Source organism: Novosphingobium resinovorum (assembly GCF_001742225.1).
GTDB lineage: Bacteria > Pseudomonadota > Alphaproteobacteria > Sphingomonadales > Sphingomonadaceae > Novosphingobium > Novosphingobium resinovorum_A.
On the sequence record NZ_CP017075.1, the window covers coordinates 1,732,426 to 1,748,510 of the forward strand.

A 16,085-nucleotide genomic window follows, 5' to 3' on the forward strand; every position below is an offset into this window, starting at 1 on the left:
GGGGGGCTGGCAGGCTAAACTGGCAGTCGCTCTTCAACGCGACCGCGTCGGCGCTACTTTAAAGGCCGATGGCCTTCAAAGCCTGATCCATGTCTTCCTTGAGGTCTTCGATGTCCTCAAGGCCGACATTGATGCGCAGCATGCCTTCGCCGATGCCCATCGCCTCGCGGCCTTCCGGCCCCATGTTGTGGTGCGTGGTCGAGGCCGGGTGGCACATCAGCGAACGCGAGTCGCCGATATTGTTCGAGATGTCGATGAGCTTGAGCGCATCGAGCAACCCGTGTGCCTGTTCGCGGCCGCCGTCGAGCACGAAGGAGAAGATCGGCCCGCAGGCGTCCATCTGCTTCATCGCCAGCGCCTGCGCCGGGTGGCTGTCGAGCCAGGGGTGCAGGATCGTGGGCACGCGATCTTCCATGAACTTGCCGAGAGCCAGCGCGTTCTCGCTCTGCTTCTTGGCGCGCAGGTCCAGCGTCTCAAGGCCCTTGAGCACGACCCAGGCGTTGAAGGGCGAGAGGTTCGGCCCGGTGTTGCGCTGGAACGGCAGCAGCACGTCGTTGATGAACTGTTCGGAACCGCAGACGGCGCCCGCGAGCACACGCCCCTGCCCGTCCATCAGCTTGGTCGCGGAGTAGGCGACGACATCGATGCCGAACTCCATCGGCCGCTGGAGAGCGGGCGAACAGAAGGCGTTGTCGACGACCGTGGTGATGCCGTGCGCCTTGGCGATCTCGGCGATAGCGGCGAGGTCGGCGACGCCCATGGTCGGGTTCGCGGGGGTCTCGAAGAAGAAGACCTTGGTGTTCGGGCGGATCGCCGCTTCCCACTGCGCGGTGTCACCGGCGTCCACCAGCGTCACCTCGACGCCGAAGCGCGGCAGCAGGTGATCACCCAGCCAGCGGCACGAACCGAAGGCGGCGCGCGCGCTCACCATGTGGTCGCCCGCCGAAAGCTGGCACAGCAGCGCGGCGGTCATCGCCGCCATGCCGGTGGCCTGGGTGCGGCACGCCTCGGCGCCTTCGAGGAGAGCAATGCGCTCCTCCAGCATCGCCACCGTCGGGTTCTGCAGGCGCGAGTAGGTCATGCCTTCCTCGTCGCCCTGGAAGCGGGCGGCGACCGTGGCGGCATCGTCGTAGCTGTAGCCCGACGTCAGGAACAGCGCCTCGCTGGTCTCGCCCATTTCCGAGCGCCAGGTGCCTCCGCGGATGGCGCGGGTTGCGGGGCGCCAGCTCTGGGTCTGGCTGCGGTCCTGTCCGGTGGTGCGTTTCATGGCGCAAGCCTCTAAGGGCGCGCGCGAGTCTGTGCAAGCGCGCTGGGCCCACCCCGCTGCGACGAGGCAGCAAACTGCCAAGTCTCGCTACCCCTCCCGCATGCGGGATGGGCGGTAGGCTTGGCCGCGAAGCGGCTTAGCCGGACGGGGAGGGGCGAACCGCTCAAGCGCTTGCCGAAACCCGCGCCCCTCTTTATCCGCGCATCCGATGCCACTCTCCCGTCAAAATCGCGATCCGCTCGGCTGGTGCCTTCTCATCGTCGCGGCGTTCGAGGCGCTGGTGCTGTGGCGGCTGACGATCCCCTCGCGCTACTACTTCGACGAGGTTCACTACGTCCCCGCCGCGCTCAAGCTGCTGGAGCTGATCCCCGCCAACCGCGAACATCCGCTGTTCGCCAAGGAAGTGATCGCCGGCTTCATCCACCTGCTGGGCGACAAGCCGCTGGCGTGGCGCCTCGGCCCGGCACTGTTCGGCGGACTCGGCCTGTTCGCCTTTGCGCGGCTGGTCTGGCACGTGACGCAGCTGCGCCGCGCGGCGGTGCTGGCGACGGCGCTGCTGGCCACCAACTTCATGTGGTTCGTGCAAAGCCGCATCGCCATGCTCGACATGATCGCCGCAGGCATGTGCATGGTGGGCCTGTGGCAGTTCGCCGCCGCCTGGCGCGCGAAGCGCACCGGCATCGCGCGCCTGCACCTGATCCTGAGCGGTCTGGCCCTCGGCCTGTCGCTGGGCGCGAAGTGGAGCGGCGCTCCGGCGCTGGCGATGCCGGGCCTCGCCTTCCTGGCGATGCGTATCGCGGATACCGGGCCGGTCTTCATCGGCAAACGCGGGGCCGGGCCGATCAAGGGCGTGAGCCTGATCGAGGCCGCGCTGTGGCTCGGCCTGCTTCCAATCGCCGTCTACTGGGCGACGTTCATCCCGGCGATGTTCTACCCGCACCATACCCTCTCGCCCTGGGGCTTCGTCCAGCAGCACGAACTGATGGTACGCCTGCAGGATAGCGTGAAGAAGCCGCACCCCTACAAGACGTACTGGTATCAGTGGATCGTCGACTGGCGGGGCATCTGGTATCTGTTCCAGAACGTCGACGGCGCGCACCGCGGCGTGGTGATGATCGGCAATCCGATGGCGATGATCGCGGGCCTCCTCGCGTTCTTCTGGAGTGTGTGGGCCGCCCTCTTCCGCGGCCGCCGGGACGTGCTGTTCTTCGCGGTGCTCTATTTCGTGTGCGTGGGCATGTGGGCGGTGAACGGCAAGCCGGTGCAGTTCTACTACCACTACCTGCTGCCCGGCGCGTTCCTGATGGCGCTGCTGGCGCTCGGCCTCGACGCCTTGTGGGACCGGCGCGACCGCTGGCGACTGGTGGCGCGGTGGGTCTTCGGCCTGTCGCTGGCGCTGTTCGTGGTGTTCTACCCGATCATCTCGGGCTGGCCGCTGCCCTTCAAGGACGCCTACAACCTGTGGATGTGGCTGCCTAGCTGGCGGTAAGCCGCGTGCGCAGCCGCAGGAACCCTGCCGCCGCCACCGCGCCTATCCCGGCGAGCGCCATGTCCTTTTGCGGGTCCCACGGATCGCCCTGCTGCCCGTTGTAGGCAAGCGCGTCGGGCCCGGCCATGAACACGGTCAACAGCCACTCGAAGATTTCATAGATCGCGCTGCCCGCCAGCACGAACTCGACCGCGATGTAAGTCGCCAGTGAAAGCGAGAGCTTGCGGTGCCGTGCCAGCCAGGCCGAGATGGGATGGACCCAGCAGGCCCCGAAGCTGAAATGGACGAGCCGGTCCCACGAATTGCGTTGCAATCCCAGCGTCGCAGCGGGCGACGGCAGGCCGAGCGCCCTCGCCCAGTCCTCATAGGGAACGAAGGAATAGATGTAGCGACCGCCCAGCGTGTGCAGCCACAGGAACAGGCAGGCGCAGGCTACAGCGCTCGTCGGCATCGGCCAGCGCCGCAGCGCCAGCCACAACCCCGCGACGATCACCAGCGTCGGCAGGTTCTGCAGCGGTGCGAGGCTCGGGTACGGCGAATCAATGAGGCTGACGAGCGCCCATAGCGCCGTCAGCCCCAGCAGAACCGCTTGCGTGCGGTTCGGGCTCAGTACTTGCCCCAGACGAACTTCGACGAGAGCGCGAAGTTGAACACCGAGGCCAGCAGCACGCCGGTGATCACCGCCAGCACGTCGTGGATGCCAATGGTCTTGAGCACGGCGGCCGAACCGATGTTGGTGAGCAGGCCCAGCGAGCAGGTCAGCGCGAACTGCGCCCAGCCGCGCATCAGCGGTGCGAAGCCGCGCAGGCGCTTGTCCGAATAAGTCAGTTCGTTGTTGAGCACGAAATTGAACGTCATCGCCACCAGCGCGGCGATCGTGTTCGCAATGTTGAAGGTCGTGCTCTCGGACCAGTTGCCGTAGACGAAACGCTCGCCGAAGACGACGTGGAGCATCGTCCACAGCACCGCCAACTGCACCACCACGCCCATGGCGCCCACGGTGCCGAACAGCGCGAAACGGGTCGGGATGATCCGGCCCAGCCATTTGTCGTAAAGGCCCACGAGGAATTCGAACACGACGGTCTGGTCCAGCTTGCTTTCGCCTTCTGCTCGCGCGGCGAAGTTGAGGGGGAATTCTTTGACGCGCAGCGGGGTGTCCACCGTCGCCAGGATGTCGAGCAGGATCTTGAAGCCGACGCCCGACAAGCGGTGCGCGTCGGCGCGCAGGGTCTGGGTGCGCAGCATGAAGAAGCCGCTCATCGGGTCGGTCAGCTCCACTCCGGTCACCTTGTTGGCGATGCGGTTGGCGAAGCCTGATGCCTTGACGCGGTCGGGGCGGCCCCATGCCTCGGTGCTGGCGCCCTCGGCGAAGCGAGAGGCATAGGCGAGGTCGTACTCGCCCGAGGCGACGGCCTTGAGCATGCCCGGCAGCAGCGCGGGATCGTGCTGGTGGTCGGCGTCCATCACCGCGACCACGGGGGCGGCGGTGGAGCACATCCCCTCGATCGCGGCGCTGGCGAGGCCGCGGCGGCCGATGCGCTGGATGCAGCGCACGCGCGGATCGGACAGCGACAGGCGGCGCGCCTCGTCCGAGGTGCCGTCGGGGCTGTTGTCGTCGACGTAGATGGCTTCCCACGCGATTCCGGCGAGCGCCTTGTCGAGTCGCTCGATCATCGTCGCGATGTTCTTGCGCTCGTTGTAGGTCGGCAGGACCACCGCCAGTTCCAGCGGCTTCGCCTGCGGCGAAACTGCGCGAACGGCGGCTTCGGAAGCCTGCGCGAGATCGGTCGTGGAAATGTTCATGCGCCCTGTTTTTAGGTTGTAAACGTCAAGAAACGATTATTGCGTAGCGGCGCAACCTTTACAGGCGCGCGAGCACCGCGTCACCGATTTCCTTCGTGCCGGCCGAGCCGCCGAGGTCGCCGCCCTTGATGCCGTCCGCGAGCGCGGCGGCAACGGCGGCTTCGATGCGGGCGGCTTCGGCTTCGAGACCGAAGGAGTGGCGCAGCAGCATGGCGGCCGACAGGATCGTCGCCATCGGGTTCGCCAGGCCCTTGCCCGCGATGTCGGGGGCGGAACCGTGGATCGGCTCGTAAAGGCCGAAGGTGCCTTCCGCGAGACTGGCCGATGCGAGCAGGCCGATCGAGCCGACGCACATGCTGGCCTGATCGCTCAGGATGTCGCCGAACAGGTTGCCGGTGACGATCACATCGAAGGCGCCGGGGTTCTTCACCAGCTGCATCGCCGCGTTGTCGACGTACATGTGCGTCAGTTCGACGTCAGGATATTCGGCCGAAACCTCGATCACCACGTCGCGCCACAGCTGCGAGGTTTCCAGCACGTTGGCCTTGTCCACCGAGCACAGCTTGCCGCAGCGCCCCTGCGCGGCCTTGAAGCCAGCGTGGGCGATGCGGCGCACTTCGTCCTCGGCATAGGACATCATGTCCCAGCCCTGACGGCGGCCGTCTTCCAGCGTGCGGGTGCCCTTCTCGCCGAAGTACACGTCGCCGTTGAGTTCGCGCACGATCAGCAGGTCGATCTTGCCGGCGACTTCCGGGCGCAGGGTGGAGAGGTCTTCGAGGCCCTTGAACACCGTGGCGGGGCGCAGGTTGGCGAACAAGCCCAGTTCCTTGCGCAGGCCCAGCACCGCCTGTTCAGGGCGTAGCGCACGCTCCAGGTGGTCGAGCGAAAAGTCGCCCACTGCGCCGAACAGGATCGCGTCGGAAGACCGCGCGATCTCGAGCGTCGCGGCGGGCAGCGGGTGGCCGTGCTTGCGATAGGCCGCGCCGCCGACGTCGCCCTCGACCAGCTCAAGACCGTCGATCTGCAGCGCTTCGAGCACGCGGACTGCCTCGGCAGTCACTTCGGGACCGATCCCGTCTCCGGCAAATACAGCGATGCGCATAGTCGTTTCCTCAAGCCTCGATCCGAGCCAGCCGCTCGCGCAGCAGGACGCGCGCCGCCATAACGTCTCTTCTGCGATCGGCAAGCGGGTAGCGGGCCAATTCTCGACCAACGGCATCGAAGGTGGCCAGCAGCGCGGGCCAATCGTGCTCCGGCGGGCGCGCAATTCGCGCGCCGTAGCCCAGTTCGCGCAATGTCAGCACTTCATAGCGCAGCAGCCCCAGCGCCCAGCCGCGCGCGGACGGCGCGACGCAGATCGCCTCCAGCACGCCCGAGAGCGCATCATAGAGAGCGGGAAACGGCTGGCGCTCGGGCAGGACCGAGGCCGCGAGCGCGGTGACCCAGCCGATCGCGGCGGCGGGCAGCGGCTCGGTGATCCAGGGCGCGCGGCTCTGGAGCAGTTCAAGGCGGGCGAAGGGAAGCTGGGTGTCGGACTTCGAGCGGACGTCCGCCTCGACGGTGTTGCCGGGAATCAGGACCGGCCGCAGTTCGCGCCCCCTGCCCCCGGCGACGAAGGCGGCGACGAGGCCGTGGTCGGCGGTCAGCAGGCGCGCAATGACGGCGTTCTCGCCGTGCGGCAGGGCGGCGCAGACAAGGGCGGGGGCGCGAAAGTGCATCGCGCCTTCCTCTGCCGGTTCAATGCGTCAGTTGCAAATTTCCTCGACCTCGGCGCGCGCGTGCTCGGCCTGCTTGTCCTTGGTGATGAGGGGGTTTTCCACACGCCCCATCGTCCAGTTGCGACCGAGGCGGACGGTCTGGTTGGGCGCACACCAGATCTCGCCCGAACCGTCGAGAGCGGTGACCCAGATCAGATTATGCTCCTGCCCGTAGTCGATCATGCCGATGGCATAGCCATCGTCCTTGCCGACGACGTGAAGCGGAATGGTAGGATTGAGCTGCGTGAACATCGCGTGCCTTTCATGGGCTATCGCGATGTTCAACCCTGCGTGCGCGAGAAACGTTCCCGGCGCACATAACGCAAGCTGATCAGTTGGCGCCCAGCTTGGCCTCGAGCGCGTCGAGCCGCGCCTTGAGCGATTCCGTCTCTGCACGCGCGGTGGCGGCGAGTTCCTTGACCGCGTCGAATTCCTCGCGGCTGACGAAGTCCATGTCACCCATGAACTCCTTCACGCGCTCACGCGCGGAATCGCGCGCCTCGCGGCCCATGCCCGCAAGAGTGCCGGCGGCACTGTTCAACATCTTGGCGAAGTCGGCGACGAAGGGGTTTTCGCTTTGCATGGGCCCTAAATGGAGCGCGCGAAGGCAAGGCGCAAGGGGTATCAGATGTCGAACCGCTCCACTGCGCTCGAACGCTGCACGCCGTCCATGCCCGGGTTGGCCTGCAGGAACGCGAAGTTGAGATAAGTCGCGAAGACCAGCCACAATACGTAAGGCAGCAGCAGCGCCGACGCTACGGTGCGCACGCGGGCGAAGAGTATCATCGTCACCACCGCCGCCAGCAGGATCGCCGCGATCAGCACCAGCGCCGCGCTCATCCGGTGCATGCCGAAGAACACCGGCGACCACGCCAGGTTCAGCACGAACTGCACCGCGAAGGCCAGCACCGCGATCCCGCGTCCACGCGCGCCGCGCGCCGCGAGCACCATCGCCAGCGCCACTCCCATCATCACGTAGAGCACCGACCACACGATCGCGAAAGTCACCGGCGGCGGATAGACGGCGGGCTTCACCAATGCGTCGAACCATGAATTGCCCGGCCCGCTTCCCGCCATTTGTCCGGAGAGGAACCCCAGCAGCAGCACGACGGGAACGCATACCAGCAGCCAGCGCATCAGGCTGGCGCGCAACTGGCCGGGGGAAGCTAACAGGTTCATGCGCGCAAAAGGTCCCGAATCAGGAATTTACCCAAGAATGGCGCGGTTTGTGGTACGCGGCGGGCCGCTGCGCAATCGTTAGCGAACAGTCAGTGACCCCGGTGTGCCGAAACGAGAAACTCCACGTTTCCTTCAGGACCCTTGATCGGGCTTTCGACGATGCCCTGGATCTCCCAGCCGTCGCCCTCCAGCCATTCGCGCACTTCCTCACACACGCGGGCGTGGAGAGCCGGGTCGCGGACCACGCCGCCCTTGCCCACTTCGCCGCGCCCGACCTCGAACTGCGGCTTGATCAGCGCGACTACCCGGCAGCGCGGCGCGGCGAGGCGGAGCGGCACTTCGAGCACTTTGGCGAGGCCGATGAAGCTGGCGTCGCACACCACCCAGTCGCACGGCGCGTCGATCTGCTCCGGGGTGAGGATGCGGGCGCTGGTCTGCTCCAGCACGGTGACGCGCGGATCGGTGCGCAGTTTCCACGCGAGCTGGTTGGTGCCCGAATCGACCGCGAACACCCGCTCCGCGCCATTGGTGAGCAGAACGTCGGTAAAGCCGCCGGTCGAACTGCCGATGTCCATGGCGACCGCACCCTTCGGATCGAGCCCGAAATGTTCGATCGCGTGGGCCAGCTTGATCCCCCCGCGCGAGACCCAGGGATGGTCGCGGCCGCGCACCTCGATGGCTGCGTCGTCCTTCACCGACTGGCCCGGCTTGGCGATCTTGGTCTCGCCCGAGAACACGAGGCCCGCCAGCACCAGCGCCTGCGCGCGGGTACGGCTCTCCGCCAGCCCGCGATCGACCAGCAGCTGGTCGACCCGCACTTTGGCAGGTTTCTTGTCAGGGGAACGGGGGCGAGGCGTGTCGGTCATGGGATGGTATGCACTTGAGATGGGCGGCGCCTCATTCCATACCACGGGCATGAAGGCAAATCCGCGCAGCCGCGCCACCCCTCTTTCCGCCCTGCTTCTTACCGGTCTCGCTGCAACGGCGGCTTTGTCGGGATGCGTACCGCCGCCGCCGAGCACGCCCGCCCCGCGGCCCGGCGCCACGCATGCACCGCAGCCCCGCCCGGCGACTCCGACCGCCCCGCCGCCCTCGCCAATGGCCGCCGACTGGCGCGATGCACCGCAGACGCCGGGCAGCTGGAGCTACGCGGGCAACGGCAGCGCCTCGGGCGCGACGTTCGGGAACGGCCAGTTCATCGTCCAGTGCGACACCGCGCGCACCGTCACCCTCCTGCGCGCCGCAGCGCCCCGGGCAGGAGCGGTGGGCATGTCGATCACCAGTTCCACCGGCGCACGCGCGCTGACCGGCACCGCCACGCCGCGCGGCGTGGTCGTCACCCTGCCCGCCCGCGATTCGGCGCTCGACGCCATGGCGTTCAGTCGCGGCCGCTTCGCCGTATCAGTGACTGGGGAGCCCACGCTCTACCTGCCGAGCTGGACCGAAATCTCGCGTGTGATCGAGGATTGCCGCTGAGGGAGCGCCTTAACGACGGGGCTTCGACAAGCTCAGCCTGAGCGGGATTGAAAGGTCACTTTTGAATCCCGCTCAGGCTGAGCTTGTCGAACGGAGCCAAGCCGCGCGCAACATCAAAAAGGGCGATTTCAGGCCGCACTCCAGAGCCCCCAAAAGCAGCGATTTCAAATCACCGCGCGGCTGGGGATAACTGGCCGGAAGCGAAGATCATGACCGCAAAAAATTAGTTTTCAAGACTTGTTGTGCGCTGCGGGATGTACCAGATTTCACTCAAGACGACGGCCTTTCGGGATACGCGCCCGGGAAGCAGCCGAAGTCCCAGCCGCGAAAGCGGCGCACTATGGCTAAACAGCGCGAAAGGAGGTGATCCGATGTCTCATGGTTCAGCAGAGAGGTCGGCAATTTCCGTCGCGAGGCATTATCGCTGATAAACAAGCGATAAAGGCTTCGCTGGCGGCACTTCCCGGCCGCTGACCATGCGAAGGGCCGTACCGGCAAGCCGGTGCGGCCCTTCTCATTTGTACGCCCCTCCACCACCGACTGCGTCGGCGGTTCCCCTCCCCATCGCTTCGCGACAGGGAGGATGGGCTTGATCCTCCCTGTCGCGAAGCGATGGGGAGGTGGCAGCGGCGAAGTCGCTGACGGAGGGGTATTCTTCGATGATTTGCCTCCCCGGGCCATCGTGCTAAGACTGAATGCTAGAGTAGCAATATTGCTTCCGGGTTGCATTCTGAGAAATTTTCGTTCAACGGCGCAATTCTGTTGCAGACTTGAGGATACGTTCGATGGCGACTCTCGCCGATGCCGGCCTGACTTTCACCACCCTTGCCCACCCCGCCCCCGCCAGCGCCGAGACGCGCGCGGCCGTGCTGGCGAACCCCGGCTTCGGCACCAATTTCACCGACCATATGGTGACGATCGAGTGGACTGAAGGTCAGGGCTGGCATGACGCGGTAATCGGCCCTCGCCAGCCGATCCCGCTCGATCCGGCGGCGGCGGTGCTGCACTATGCGCAGGAAATCTTCGAGGGCCTCAAGGCCTACAAGCAGGCCGACGGCGCCATCGCGCTGTTCCGCCCCGAAGCCAATGCCGCGCGCTTCAACATGTCGGCCGAGCGTCTCGCCATGCCCGCGCTGCCCGAAAGCGTGTTCGTCGAAGCCATCGAGAAGCTGGTGCAGATCGACCGCGCCTGGATTCCCGAGGGCGAAGGCGCGTCGCTCTACCTGCGCCCGTTCATGATCGCGACCGAGGCGTTCCTCGGCGTGCGCCCGGCCAAGCAGTACAAGTTCATCGTCATCGCCAGCCCGGCGGGCAACTACTTCAAGTCGGGCGCGCCTGCCGTGTCGATCTGGGTTTCGGACTATACCCGCGCCGCCCCCGGCGGCACCGGCGCAGCCAAGTGCGGCGGCAACTATGCCGCCAGCCTCGTGCCGCAGGCCGAAGCGATCGCGCGCGGCCATGACCAGGTCGTCTTCCTCGACGCCGCCGAGCACAAGTGGATCGAGGAACTGGGTGGCATGAACCTCTACTTCGCGTTCGACGACGGCACCCTGCTGACTCCTGAACTGACCGGCACCATCCTGCCCGGCATCACCCGTGACAGCCTGCTGCAACTCGCCCGCGAAGAGGGCCTGACGGTGACGGAAGGCCGCTACAGCCTCGACCAGTGGCGCGCGGATGCTGCTTCGGGCAAGCTGATCGAGACGTTCGCCTGCGGCACCGCTGCGGTCGTCACCTCGGTCGGCAAGGTCTCGGGCCGCGATGGAGATTTCACCATCGGCACCGGCGGCCCCGGCCAGTTGACCGGCAAGCTGAAGAACCGCCTCGTATCGATCCAGCGCGGCGAAGCGCCGGACACTCACAGCTGGATCCGCAAGATCGGCTGAAGCTGGCATTGAGGATGGCGTCGTCCCGGACTTGATCCGGGACCCCTGGCCATGAGCAGCCCACCTCTTCGCCAGACGTGGCACTTCGACAAGCTCAGGGTGGGCGGAGGTTGCGCCAAGCGCCCAATCCCGCTCAGGCTGAGCTTGGCGAAGCCCCCGCCGAACCTCGCGCCTAAAGACAGGCACCGATCCCGGATCAAGCCCGGGATGACTGCAAATTGGCGCCGCGTCGATCCGCGCCCTTCATCGAACATCCGGACGAAGCGCTTATATAACCGCTTCCCGCCTTGTCGGCGCTCCTGCGCGAACCTACCTGTGCGCCGTCTTCCATCTCCCAAGGAGCGTTCCCGCATGGCCGATCTCACCTACACCCCGCCCAAGGTCTGGACCTGGGACCAGCCCAACGGCGGTGAGTTCGCCGGCATCAACCGCCCGACCGCCGGCGCCCGCTTCGAACGCGAACTGCCGCGCGGCCAGCACCCCTTCCAGCTCCATTCGCTCGGCACCCCGAACGGACAGAAGGTGACGATCATGCTCGAGGAACTCCTCGCGGCGGGCTACGAAGCCGAATACGACGCCTGGCTGATCTCGATCTCGGACAGCGACCAGTTCTCCTCGGGCTTCGTGTCGATCAACCCGAACTCCAAGATCCCCGCCCTTCTCGACCTGTCCGGCCCGGAGCCGGTGCGCGTGTTCGAATCGGGCTCGATCCTGTTCCACCTCGCCGAGAAGTTCGGCGCCTTCATGCCAACCTCCGGCCCCGGCCGCACCGAATGCATGAACTGGCTGATGTGGCAGATGGGCAGCGCGCCGATGCTGGGCGGCGGCTTCGGCCACTTCTACGCCTATGCGCCGGAAAAGTACCAATACCCGATCGACCGCTACGCGATGGAGGCCAAGCGCATCCTCGACGTCGCTGACAAGCGCCTCGGCGAAACGCGCTATCTGGCGGGTGACGAGTACACCATCGCCGACATCGCCGCCTACGGCTGGTTCGGCGGCTTCGTGCGCGGCGACGCCTATGGCGACGCGGCGACCTTCCTCGACGTGCCGAGCTATGAGAACCTCATGCGCTGGGGCGAGGAGTTGGGCGCCCGCGAGCCGGTGCGCCGTGGCCGCATCGTCAACCGCAAGGGCGAAGGCTTCGTGCCCGAGCGCCACAGCGCCGCCGACATCGACGCGGTGCTGAACACCTGAGAATGATGTGCCCGGCGCTGGGGAAAAACCTCTTCCCAGCGCCGGGACAACACGCTAAGCGCGCCTCTCCCGATCGTCGGCGCTGCACGCGTCCGATCCGCTGGGGCGTCGCCAAGTGGTAAGGCACCGGTTTTTGGTACCGGCATTCGCAGGTTCGAATCCTGCCGCCCCAGCCAGTTTTTCTCCCAGACCCGCCTCGATCCATCGCGCGCCTGTGCTATAGGCGCAGGCACTCTCCTCGTTCGCGTGAGATGCTTACGGCCAAGCCGACCGCCAGACCTGCACTGGATTTCAGCGCTGCGCTCGGCGCGGCGGGAGCGGCTGCGCCCGGGCTGATCTGGGGCCTCGACTTCGCACCCGACGGCAGCCACGAACCCGCGCCCTGCGGCCCCGCGCCGGAGGGACGGTTCCGCTGGCTGCACCTCAACCTTGCCGACCATGGCACCCGGGCATGGATCGAACAGCCGGCGCTGTTCCCGATGGCCGCGCGCGAACTCCTGCTGTCGTCCGATTCGCACCAGCGCGCCCTCGTCGAGAGCGGCGCGGTGTGCTGTATCCTCCACGATTTCGAACGCGACTTCGACGTGCGCGCCACCGCTCGGGTCGGCGCGCTGCGCGTGGCGATCCTGGGCGGGCTGATCGTCACCGCCCGGCGCCATCCGCTGGGCGCCGCCGACATCGTCATGCAGCGTGTCGGCGGCGGCGCGCGGGTGACCGGGGCGGCCGCCGCGCTCGACCTGCTGGTGGGCGCGCTGGCGCAAAACATCGACATGGTCATCCGCAACCTGTCCGCCGACATGCAGGCCGCCGAGGACGCCTTCCTCGAAGGCCACCACCCGCCGACCAGCCGCAACCTCCTCGACATCCGCCGCCGCCTTGCGCAGATCCATCGCATGCTCGACGGTGCCCAGCGCGTGTTCCGGCGGCTGGAGCAGGATGACGAACTGCCCGAGACGCTGCAGCCCACGGTCGAGAAACTGTCGCAGCGACTGCAGGGCCTCGATGCCGACGCCCTCGCCGTGCAAGGGCAGTTGCGGCTGCTGCGTGACGAACTCGACCTGCAGCAGGACCAACGCACCAACCAGAACCTCTACCTGCTATCGGTCATGACTGCGCTGATGCTGCCCGCCACGCTGGTAACCGGGCTGTTCGGCATGAACACCGGGGGCCTTCCCTTCAGCGGAGCGCACGGCACCCTCGTCGCCACCGGGATCGCTGCGGGCACCGCTCTGGCGACTTACCTGTTCCTCAGGAGCAAGGGATTCTTCCGCTAGGTTGCAGGAACGTGAGATTTTTTCGAAATGTTGCGGTGACGGAATACAACTACCTTTCAATCACTTGCCTAGAAGATGAGGCGAAGATGAAGGTCGCGCGACTCCAGTGTCATCGAACTTCCATACAACTGTCGTGATGCAGCCATATTAGCCGCCCCGAGGCAGACAAATTCTGCCAAAAAAGGGTGGAAATTCAACATGATGAATAAGGTTGTCCGCGCGACGCTGCTCGCCGGCTCGATCCTCGCCAGCATGAGCGCTTCGAACGCCTGGGCCGATGCTCCTGCAGCCGACACGGCGGCGGACGCAGCAGCGGATTCGGGTCTTGGCGACATCGTCGTCACCGCGACCAAGCGTGAGACCAATCTTCAGGAAACCCCGATCTCGATCAACGTGGTCAACCAGGCCGCGCTGAAGGATCGCCACGTCCAGAGCCTTTACGATCTCGCCGACGGCGCCGTGCCGTCGCTGCGCATCGCCACCTTCGAAGCCCGCCAGAGCGCGCTGACCATCGGCATTCGCGGCATCGTGCCGCTCGACGCCAACCAGCCCGCGCGTGAACAGGGCGTCGGCATCTACGTCGACGGCGTCTACATGGGCCGCCAGCACGGCCTCAACGCCGCGCTGTTCGACGTCGAGCGCGTCGAAGTGCTCAAGGGCCCGCAGGGCACCCTGTTCGGCCGCAACACCGAAGGCGGCGCGCTCAGCATCGTCTCGAAGGCCCCCACCGGCGAGTTCGGCGGCCGCATCGAAGGCGGCTTGGGCAACTACGGTTCGTACAACAGCGCGATCCACGTCGACCTGCCCAAGTTCGCAGGCTTCTCGGTCAAGCTCGACGGCGTGCTGCAGCACCAGGACCCGACCACCAAGAACCCGCTCGAAGGCCAGGCCGGCTTCAACCAGTACCACCGCAAGGGCGGCCGCGTGGCCGTGCGCTGGCAGCCGACCAGCACCATCACCAACGACTTCTCCTACGACGTCGCGCGCGATGAGAACACGCCGTTCTACAGCCAGCTGCTGAACTACAACCCCAACGGCTGCGTCGCCGGCACTCAGGCCGCGAACGCCGCCTGCAAGCTGCCCGGCACCGACTACACCACCATCACCGGCACGGTTAAGCCGCTGATGCCGGGCGTCGTCGTCAACGGCGACACCCGCATGAAGACCGCCGACATCGGCGTGCCGCAGCAGGTCAGCGTCGACAAGACCCACGGCTTCACCAACACCCTGAAGTGGGAAGCCTCCCCCGAGATCGAAATCCGCTCGATCACCGCATGGCGCGGCGTCGACGCGACGCAGTGGGACAACTCGGGCGGCGCGCACCGTCCGCCGCTGGTCAGCCTGACCTCGGCCTGCACCCAGACCGCTCCGTGCGCCTTCAGCCGCTACAGCCTTGCCGACCTGCGCCAGCGCCAGTTCAGCCAGGAACTGCAGGCCGTGGGCACCTTCGGCAAGATCGACTACGTTGCGGGTCTGTTCTACTTCAATGAGCACGTCAGCGACGATGCGGCGACGCCGAACTCGAACGGCGTGTACCTCAATGCCGCCGGCCAGCCGGTCTACACCATCCTGAATTCGTGCACCGGTTCGGGCGGGTTCGGTTCGGACGTCGGCTGCCGCTCGATCGACCGCGCCTCGGAAGTGTGGTCCAAGAGCTACGCTGCCTACGGCCAGCTGACCTACAACGCCACCGACAAGCTGCACGTCACCGTCGGCGGCCGCTACACGCATGACGAGAAGAAGGGCGTCCTGCACTTCTCGCGCAACGTCAACTACGACACCAACCCGCCCGCCGCGAGCGTCGGCTACAAGCCGCTCGATGCGACCTGGAACCGCTTCAACCCGATGGCGACGGTGGCTTACGACGTGACCGACGACATGCACGTCTATGCCAAGTACGCCACCGGCTACCGCGCCGGCGGCGCCAGCTCGCGCACGTCCAACTACCAGTCGTTCAATCCGGAGGACGTGAAGTCCTACGAAGTGGGCCTGAAGTCGGACTTCTGGGATCACCGCGCCCGCTTCAACCTGGCAGGCTACATCATGGACCGCAAGAACAGCCAGGTCGACATCAGCTCGATCCAGTTCGTGGGTTCGAGCAGCTTCAACAACCTCGTCACCATCAATGCTCCCGGCATCACCAAGATCCGCGGCATCGAGGCGGACCTGACGCTGGAGCCGATCGACGGCCTGACGCTGAACGCATCGTACGCCTACACCTATACCAAGATCCCGCCGGTGCTCATCACCGCGGCGGATACCGCGGGCCGTTCCACCAGCGTCTACCAGCAGTTTTACATCGTGTTCACCCCGCGCAATGCGGCCAGCGGCTCGATCGACTACGTGCTGCCGATCGGTGCGCAGGACACCAAGATCAAGTTCCACATCGACGGCAACTACTCGCAGGCGACGCAGGCCTTCGACCAGTTCGCCACCAAGAACGACGCCTCGCTCATCTTCAACGGCCGGATCTCGCTCGCCGACATCGGCGTGGGTGACCACAAGCTGACGCTGGGCGTGTGGGGCCGCAACCTCTTCAACGAGCAGTACGTGTTCCGCCGTGACCCGTCGAACAGCCTGCCCGGCGCCCCGACCACCAACGTCACCGTCGGTAGCATTTCCAACGTGCTGGGCGACTACGGCAACTTCAACGCGCCGCGCACTTTCGGCATCGACGCCAGCGTCGCGTTCTAAGCGAATTCCCCCGGCTTTCGCGGGCCGGGGGGACACTGCGGATCGCGCGGGCGAGTGCCTGCC

General features: G+C 66.3%; 15 protein-coding genes and 1 tRNA gene. 7 read left to right on the plus strand and 9 right to left on the minus strand.

The window, feature by feature from the left end; all coding sequences use genetic code 11:
• Positions 1-58: 58 nt before the first annotated feature.
• Complete coding sequence (locus BES08_RS08025) at positions 59-1,267, minus strand: trans-sulfuration enzyme family protein (RefSeq protein WP_008832554.1); 1,209 nt, start codon at positions 1,265-1,267, stop codon at positions 59-61.
• A 208-nt stretch (positions 1,268-1,475) separates the two neighbouring features.
• On the opposite strand from BES08_RS08025, the gene BES08_RS08030 reads away from it, so the two are divergent.
• Positions 1,476-2,756, plus strand: coding sequence for a phospholipid carrier-dependent glycosyltransferase (locus BES08_RS08030; RefSeq protein ID WP_069708042.1), 1,281 nt, complete (start codon positions 1,476-1,478; stop codon positions 2,754-2,756).
• Here BES08_RS08030 and BES08_RS08035 read toward each other — a convergent pair.
• The 8 genes from BES08_RS08035 to BES08_RS08070 all read right to left on the minus strand — a co-directional run bounded on the left by BES08_RS08035 (position 2,743) and on the right by BES08_RS08070 (position 8,361).
• Positions 2,743-3,378, minus strand: a complete 636-nt coding sequence (locus tag BES08_RS08035) for a DUF2238 domain-containing protein (protein WP_069709192.1) — start codon at positions 3,376-3,378, stop codon at positions 2,743-2,745. The two genes, BES08_RS08030 and BES08_RS08035, sit on opposite strands and share 14 nt — an antisense overlap.
• Positions 3,363-4,559: a glycosyltransferase gene (locus BES08_RS08040; protein WP_008832550.1), complete on the minus strand. Its 1,197-nt coding sequence runs from the start codon at positions 4,557-4,559 to the stop codon at positions 3,363-3,365. The genes BES08_RS08035 and BES08_RS08040 overlap by 16 nt, the downstream gene beginning before the upstream one ends.
• Positions 4,560-4,617: 58 nt before the next feature.
• The gene (leuB, locus tag BES08_RS08045; RefSeq protein WP_069708043.1) at positions 4,618-5,661 is read right to left on the minus strand and encodes a 3-isopropylmalate dehydrogenase; all 1,044 of its coding nucleotides are present in this window, start codon (positions 5,659-5,661) and stop codon (positions 4,618-4,620) included.
• 10 nt (positions 5,662-5,671) lie between these two features.
• Complete coding sequence (gene recO, locus BES08_RS08050; protein ID WP_069708044.1) at positions 5,672-6,277, minus strand: DNA repair protein RecO; 606 nt, start codon at positions 6,275-6,277, stop codon at positions 5,672-5,674.
• A 27-nt stretch (positions 6,278-6,304) separates the two neighbouring features.
• Complete coding sequence (locus BES08_RS08055; RefSeq protein ID WP_069708045.1) at positions 6,305-6,568, minus strand: hypothetical protein; 264 nt, start codon at positions 6,566-6,568, stop codon at positions 6,305-6,307.
• A 79-nt stretch (positions 6,569-6,647) separates the two neighbouring features.
• Complete coding sequence (locus BES08_RS08060) at positions 6,648-6,899, minus strand: accessory factor UbiK family protein (protein ID WP_008832515.1); 252 nt, start codon at positions 6,897-6,899, stop codon at positions 6,648-6,650.
• Positions 6,900-6,940: 41 nt separating this feature from the next.
• Complete coding sequence (locus tag BES08_RS08065) at positions 6,941-7,495, minus strand: TspO/MBR family protein (RefSeq protein ID WP_069708046.1); 555 nt, start codon at positions 7,493-7,495, stop codon at positions 6,941-6,943.
• An 89-nt stretch (positions 7,496-7,584) separates the two neighbouring features.
• Entirely contained in the window at positions 7,585-8,361 is a 777-nt protein-coding gene (locus BES08_RS08070; protein ID WP_069708047.1) for a TlyA family RNA methyltransferase, read from the minus strand.
• Between BES08_RS08070 and BES08_RS08075 the strand changes: the two genes are divergently transcribed.
• The 6 genes from BES08_RS08075 to BES08_RS08100 all read left to right on the plus strand — a co-directional run bounded on the left by BES08_RS08075 (position 8,360) and on the right by BES08_RS08100 (position 16,022).
• Positions 8,360-8,971: a hypothetical protein gene (locus tag BES08_RS08075; protein ID WP_008832512.1), complete on the plus strand. Its 612-nt coding sequence runs from the start codon at positions 8,360-8,362 to the stop codon at positions 8,969-8,971. The genes BES08_RS08070 and BES08_RS08075 overlap by 2 nt on opposite strands.
• A 785-nt stretch (positions 8,972-9,756) precedes the next feature.
• On the plus strand, positions 9,757-10,857 hold the full coding sequence (locus BES08_RS08080; RefSeq protein ID WP_069708048.1) for a branched-chain amino acid aminotransferase: 1,101 nt from the start codon (positions 9,757-9,759) through the stop codon (positions 10,855-10,857).
• A gap of 351 nt (positions 10,858-11,208) precedes the next feature.
• Positions 11,209-12,054, plus strand: a complete 846-nt coding sequence (gene yghU / locus BES08_RS08085) for a glutathione-dependent disulfide-bond oxidoreductase (RefSeq protein ID WP_069708049.1) — start codon at positions 11,209-11,211, stop codon at positions 12,052-12,054.
• Positions 12,055-12,155: 101 nt separating this feature from the next.
• Positions 12,156-12,230: transfer RNA gene (locus tag BES08_RS08090), tRNA-Gln, on the plus strand.
• 75 nt (positions 12,231-12,305) lie between these two features.
• Positions 12,306-13,328, plus strand: a complete 1,023-nt coding sequence (locus BES08_RS08095) for a CorA family divalent cation transporter (protein ID WP_083274630.1) — start codon at positions 12,306-12,308, stop codon at positions 13,326-13,328.
• A gap of 198 nt (positions 13,329-13,526) precedes the next feature.
• Entirely contained in the window at positions 13,527-16,022 is a 2,496-nt protein-coding gene (locus tag BES08_RS08100; protein WP_069708050.1) for a TonB-dependent receptor, read from the plus strand.
• Positions 16,023-16,085 lie beyond the last annotated feature (63 nt).

Bases quoted from the DNA above. Each gene is read 5' to 3' on its own strand.
- BES08_RS08025 (WP_008832554.1), bottom strand. From the start codon at position 1,267: ATGAAACGCACCACCGGACAGGACCGCAGCCAGACCCAGAGCTGGCGC.
- BES08_RS08030 (WP_069708042.1), top strand. From the start codon at position 1,476: ATGCCACTCTCCCGTCAAAATCGCGATCCGCTCGGCTGGTGCCTTCTC.
- BES08_RS08040 (WP_008832550.1), bottom strand. From the start codon at position 4,559: ATGAACATTTCCACGACCGATCTCGCGCAGGCTTCCGAAGCCGCCGTT.
- leuB (WP_069708043.1), bottom strand. From the start codon at position 5,661: ATGCGCATCGCTGTATTTGCCGGAGACGGGATCGGTCCCGAAGTGACT.
- recO (WP_069708044.1), bottom strand. From the start codon at position 6,277: ATGCACTTTCGCGCCCCCGCCCTTGTCTGCGCCGCCCTGCCGCACGGC.
- BES08_RS08055 (WP_069708045.1), bottom strand. From the start codon at position 6,568: ATGTTCACGCAGCTCAATCCTACCATTCCGCTTCACGTCGTCGGCAAG.
- BES08_RS08060 (WP_008832515.1), bottom strand. From the start codon at position 6,899: ATGCAAAGCGAAAACCCCTTCGTCGCCGACTTCGCCAAGATGTTGAAC.
- BES08_RS08065 (WP_069708046.1), bottom strand. From the start codon at position 7,495: ATGAACCTGTTAGCTTCCCCCGGCCAGTTGCGCGCCAGCCTGATGCGC.
- BES08_RS08075 (WP_008832512.1), top strand. From the start codon at position 8,360: ATGGGATGGTATGCACTTGAGATGGGCGGCGCCTCATTCCATACCACG.
- BES08_RS08070 (WP_069708047.1), bottom strand. From the start codon at position 8,361: ATGACCGACACGCCTCGCCCCCGTTCCCCTGACAAGAAACCTGCCAAA.
- BES08_RS08080 (WP_069708048.1), top strand. From the start codon at position 9,757: ATGGCGACTCTCGCCGATGCCGGCCTGACTTTCACCACCCTTGCCCAC.
- yghU (WP_069708049.1), top strand. From the start codon at position 11,209: ATGGCCGATCTCACCTACACCCCGCCCAAGGTCTGGACCTGGGACCAG.
- BES08_RS08095 (WP_083274630.1), top strand. From the start codon at position 12,306: ATGCTTACGGCCAAGCCGACCGCCAGACCTGCACTGGATTTCAGCGCT.
- BES08_RS08100 (WP_069708050.1), top strand. From the start codon at position 13,527: ATGATGAATAAGGTTGTCCGCGCGACGCTGCTCGCCGGCTCGATCCTC.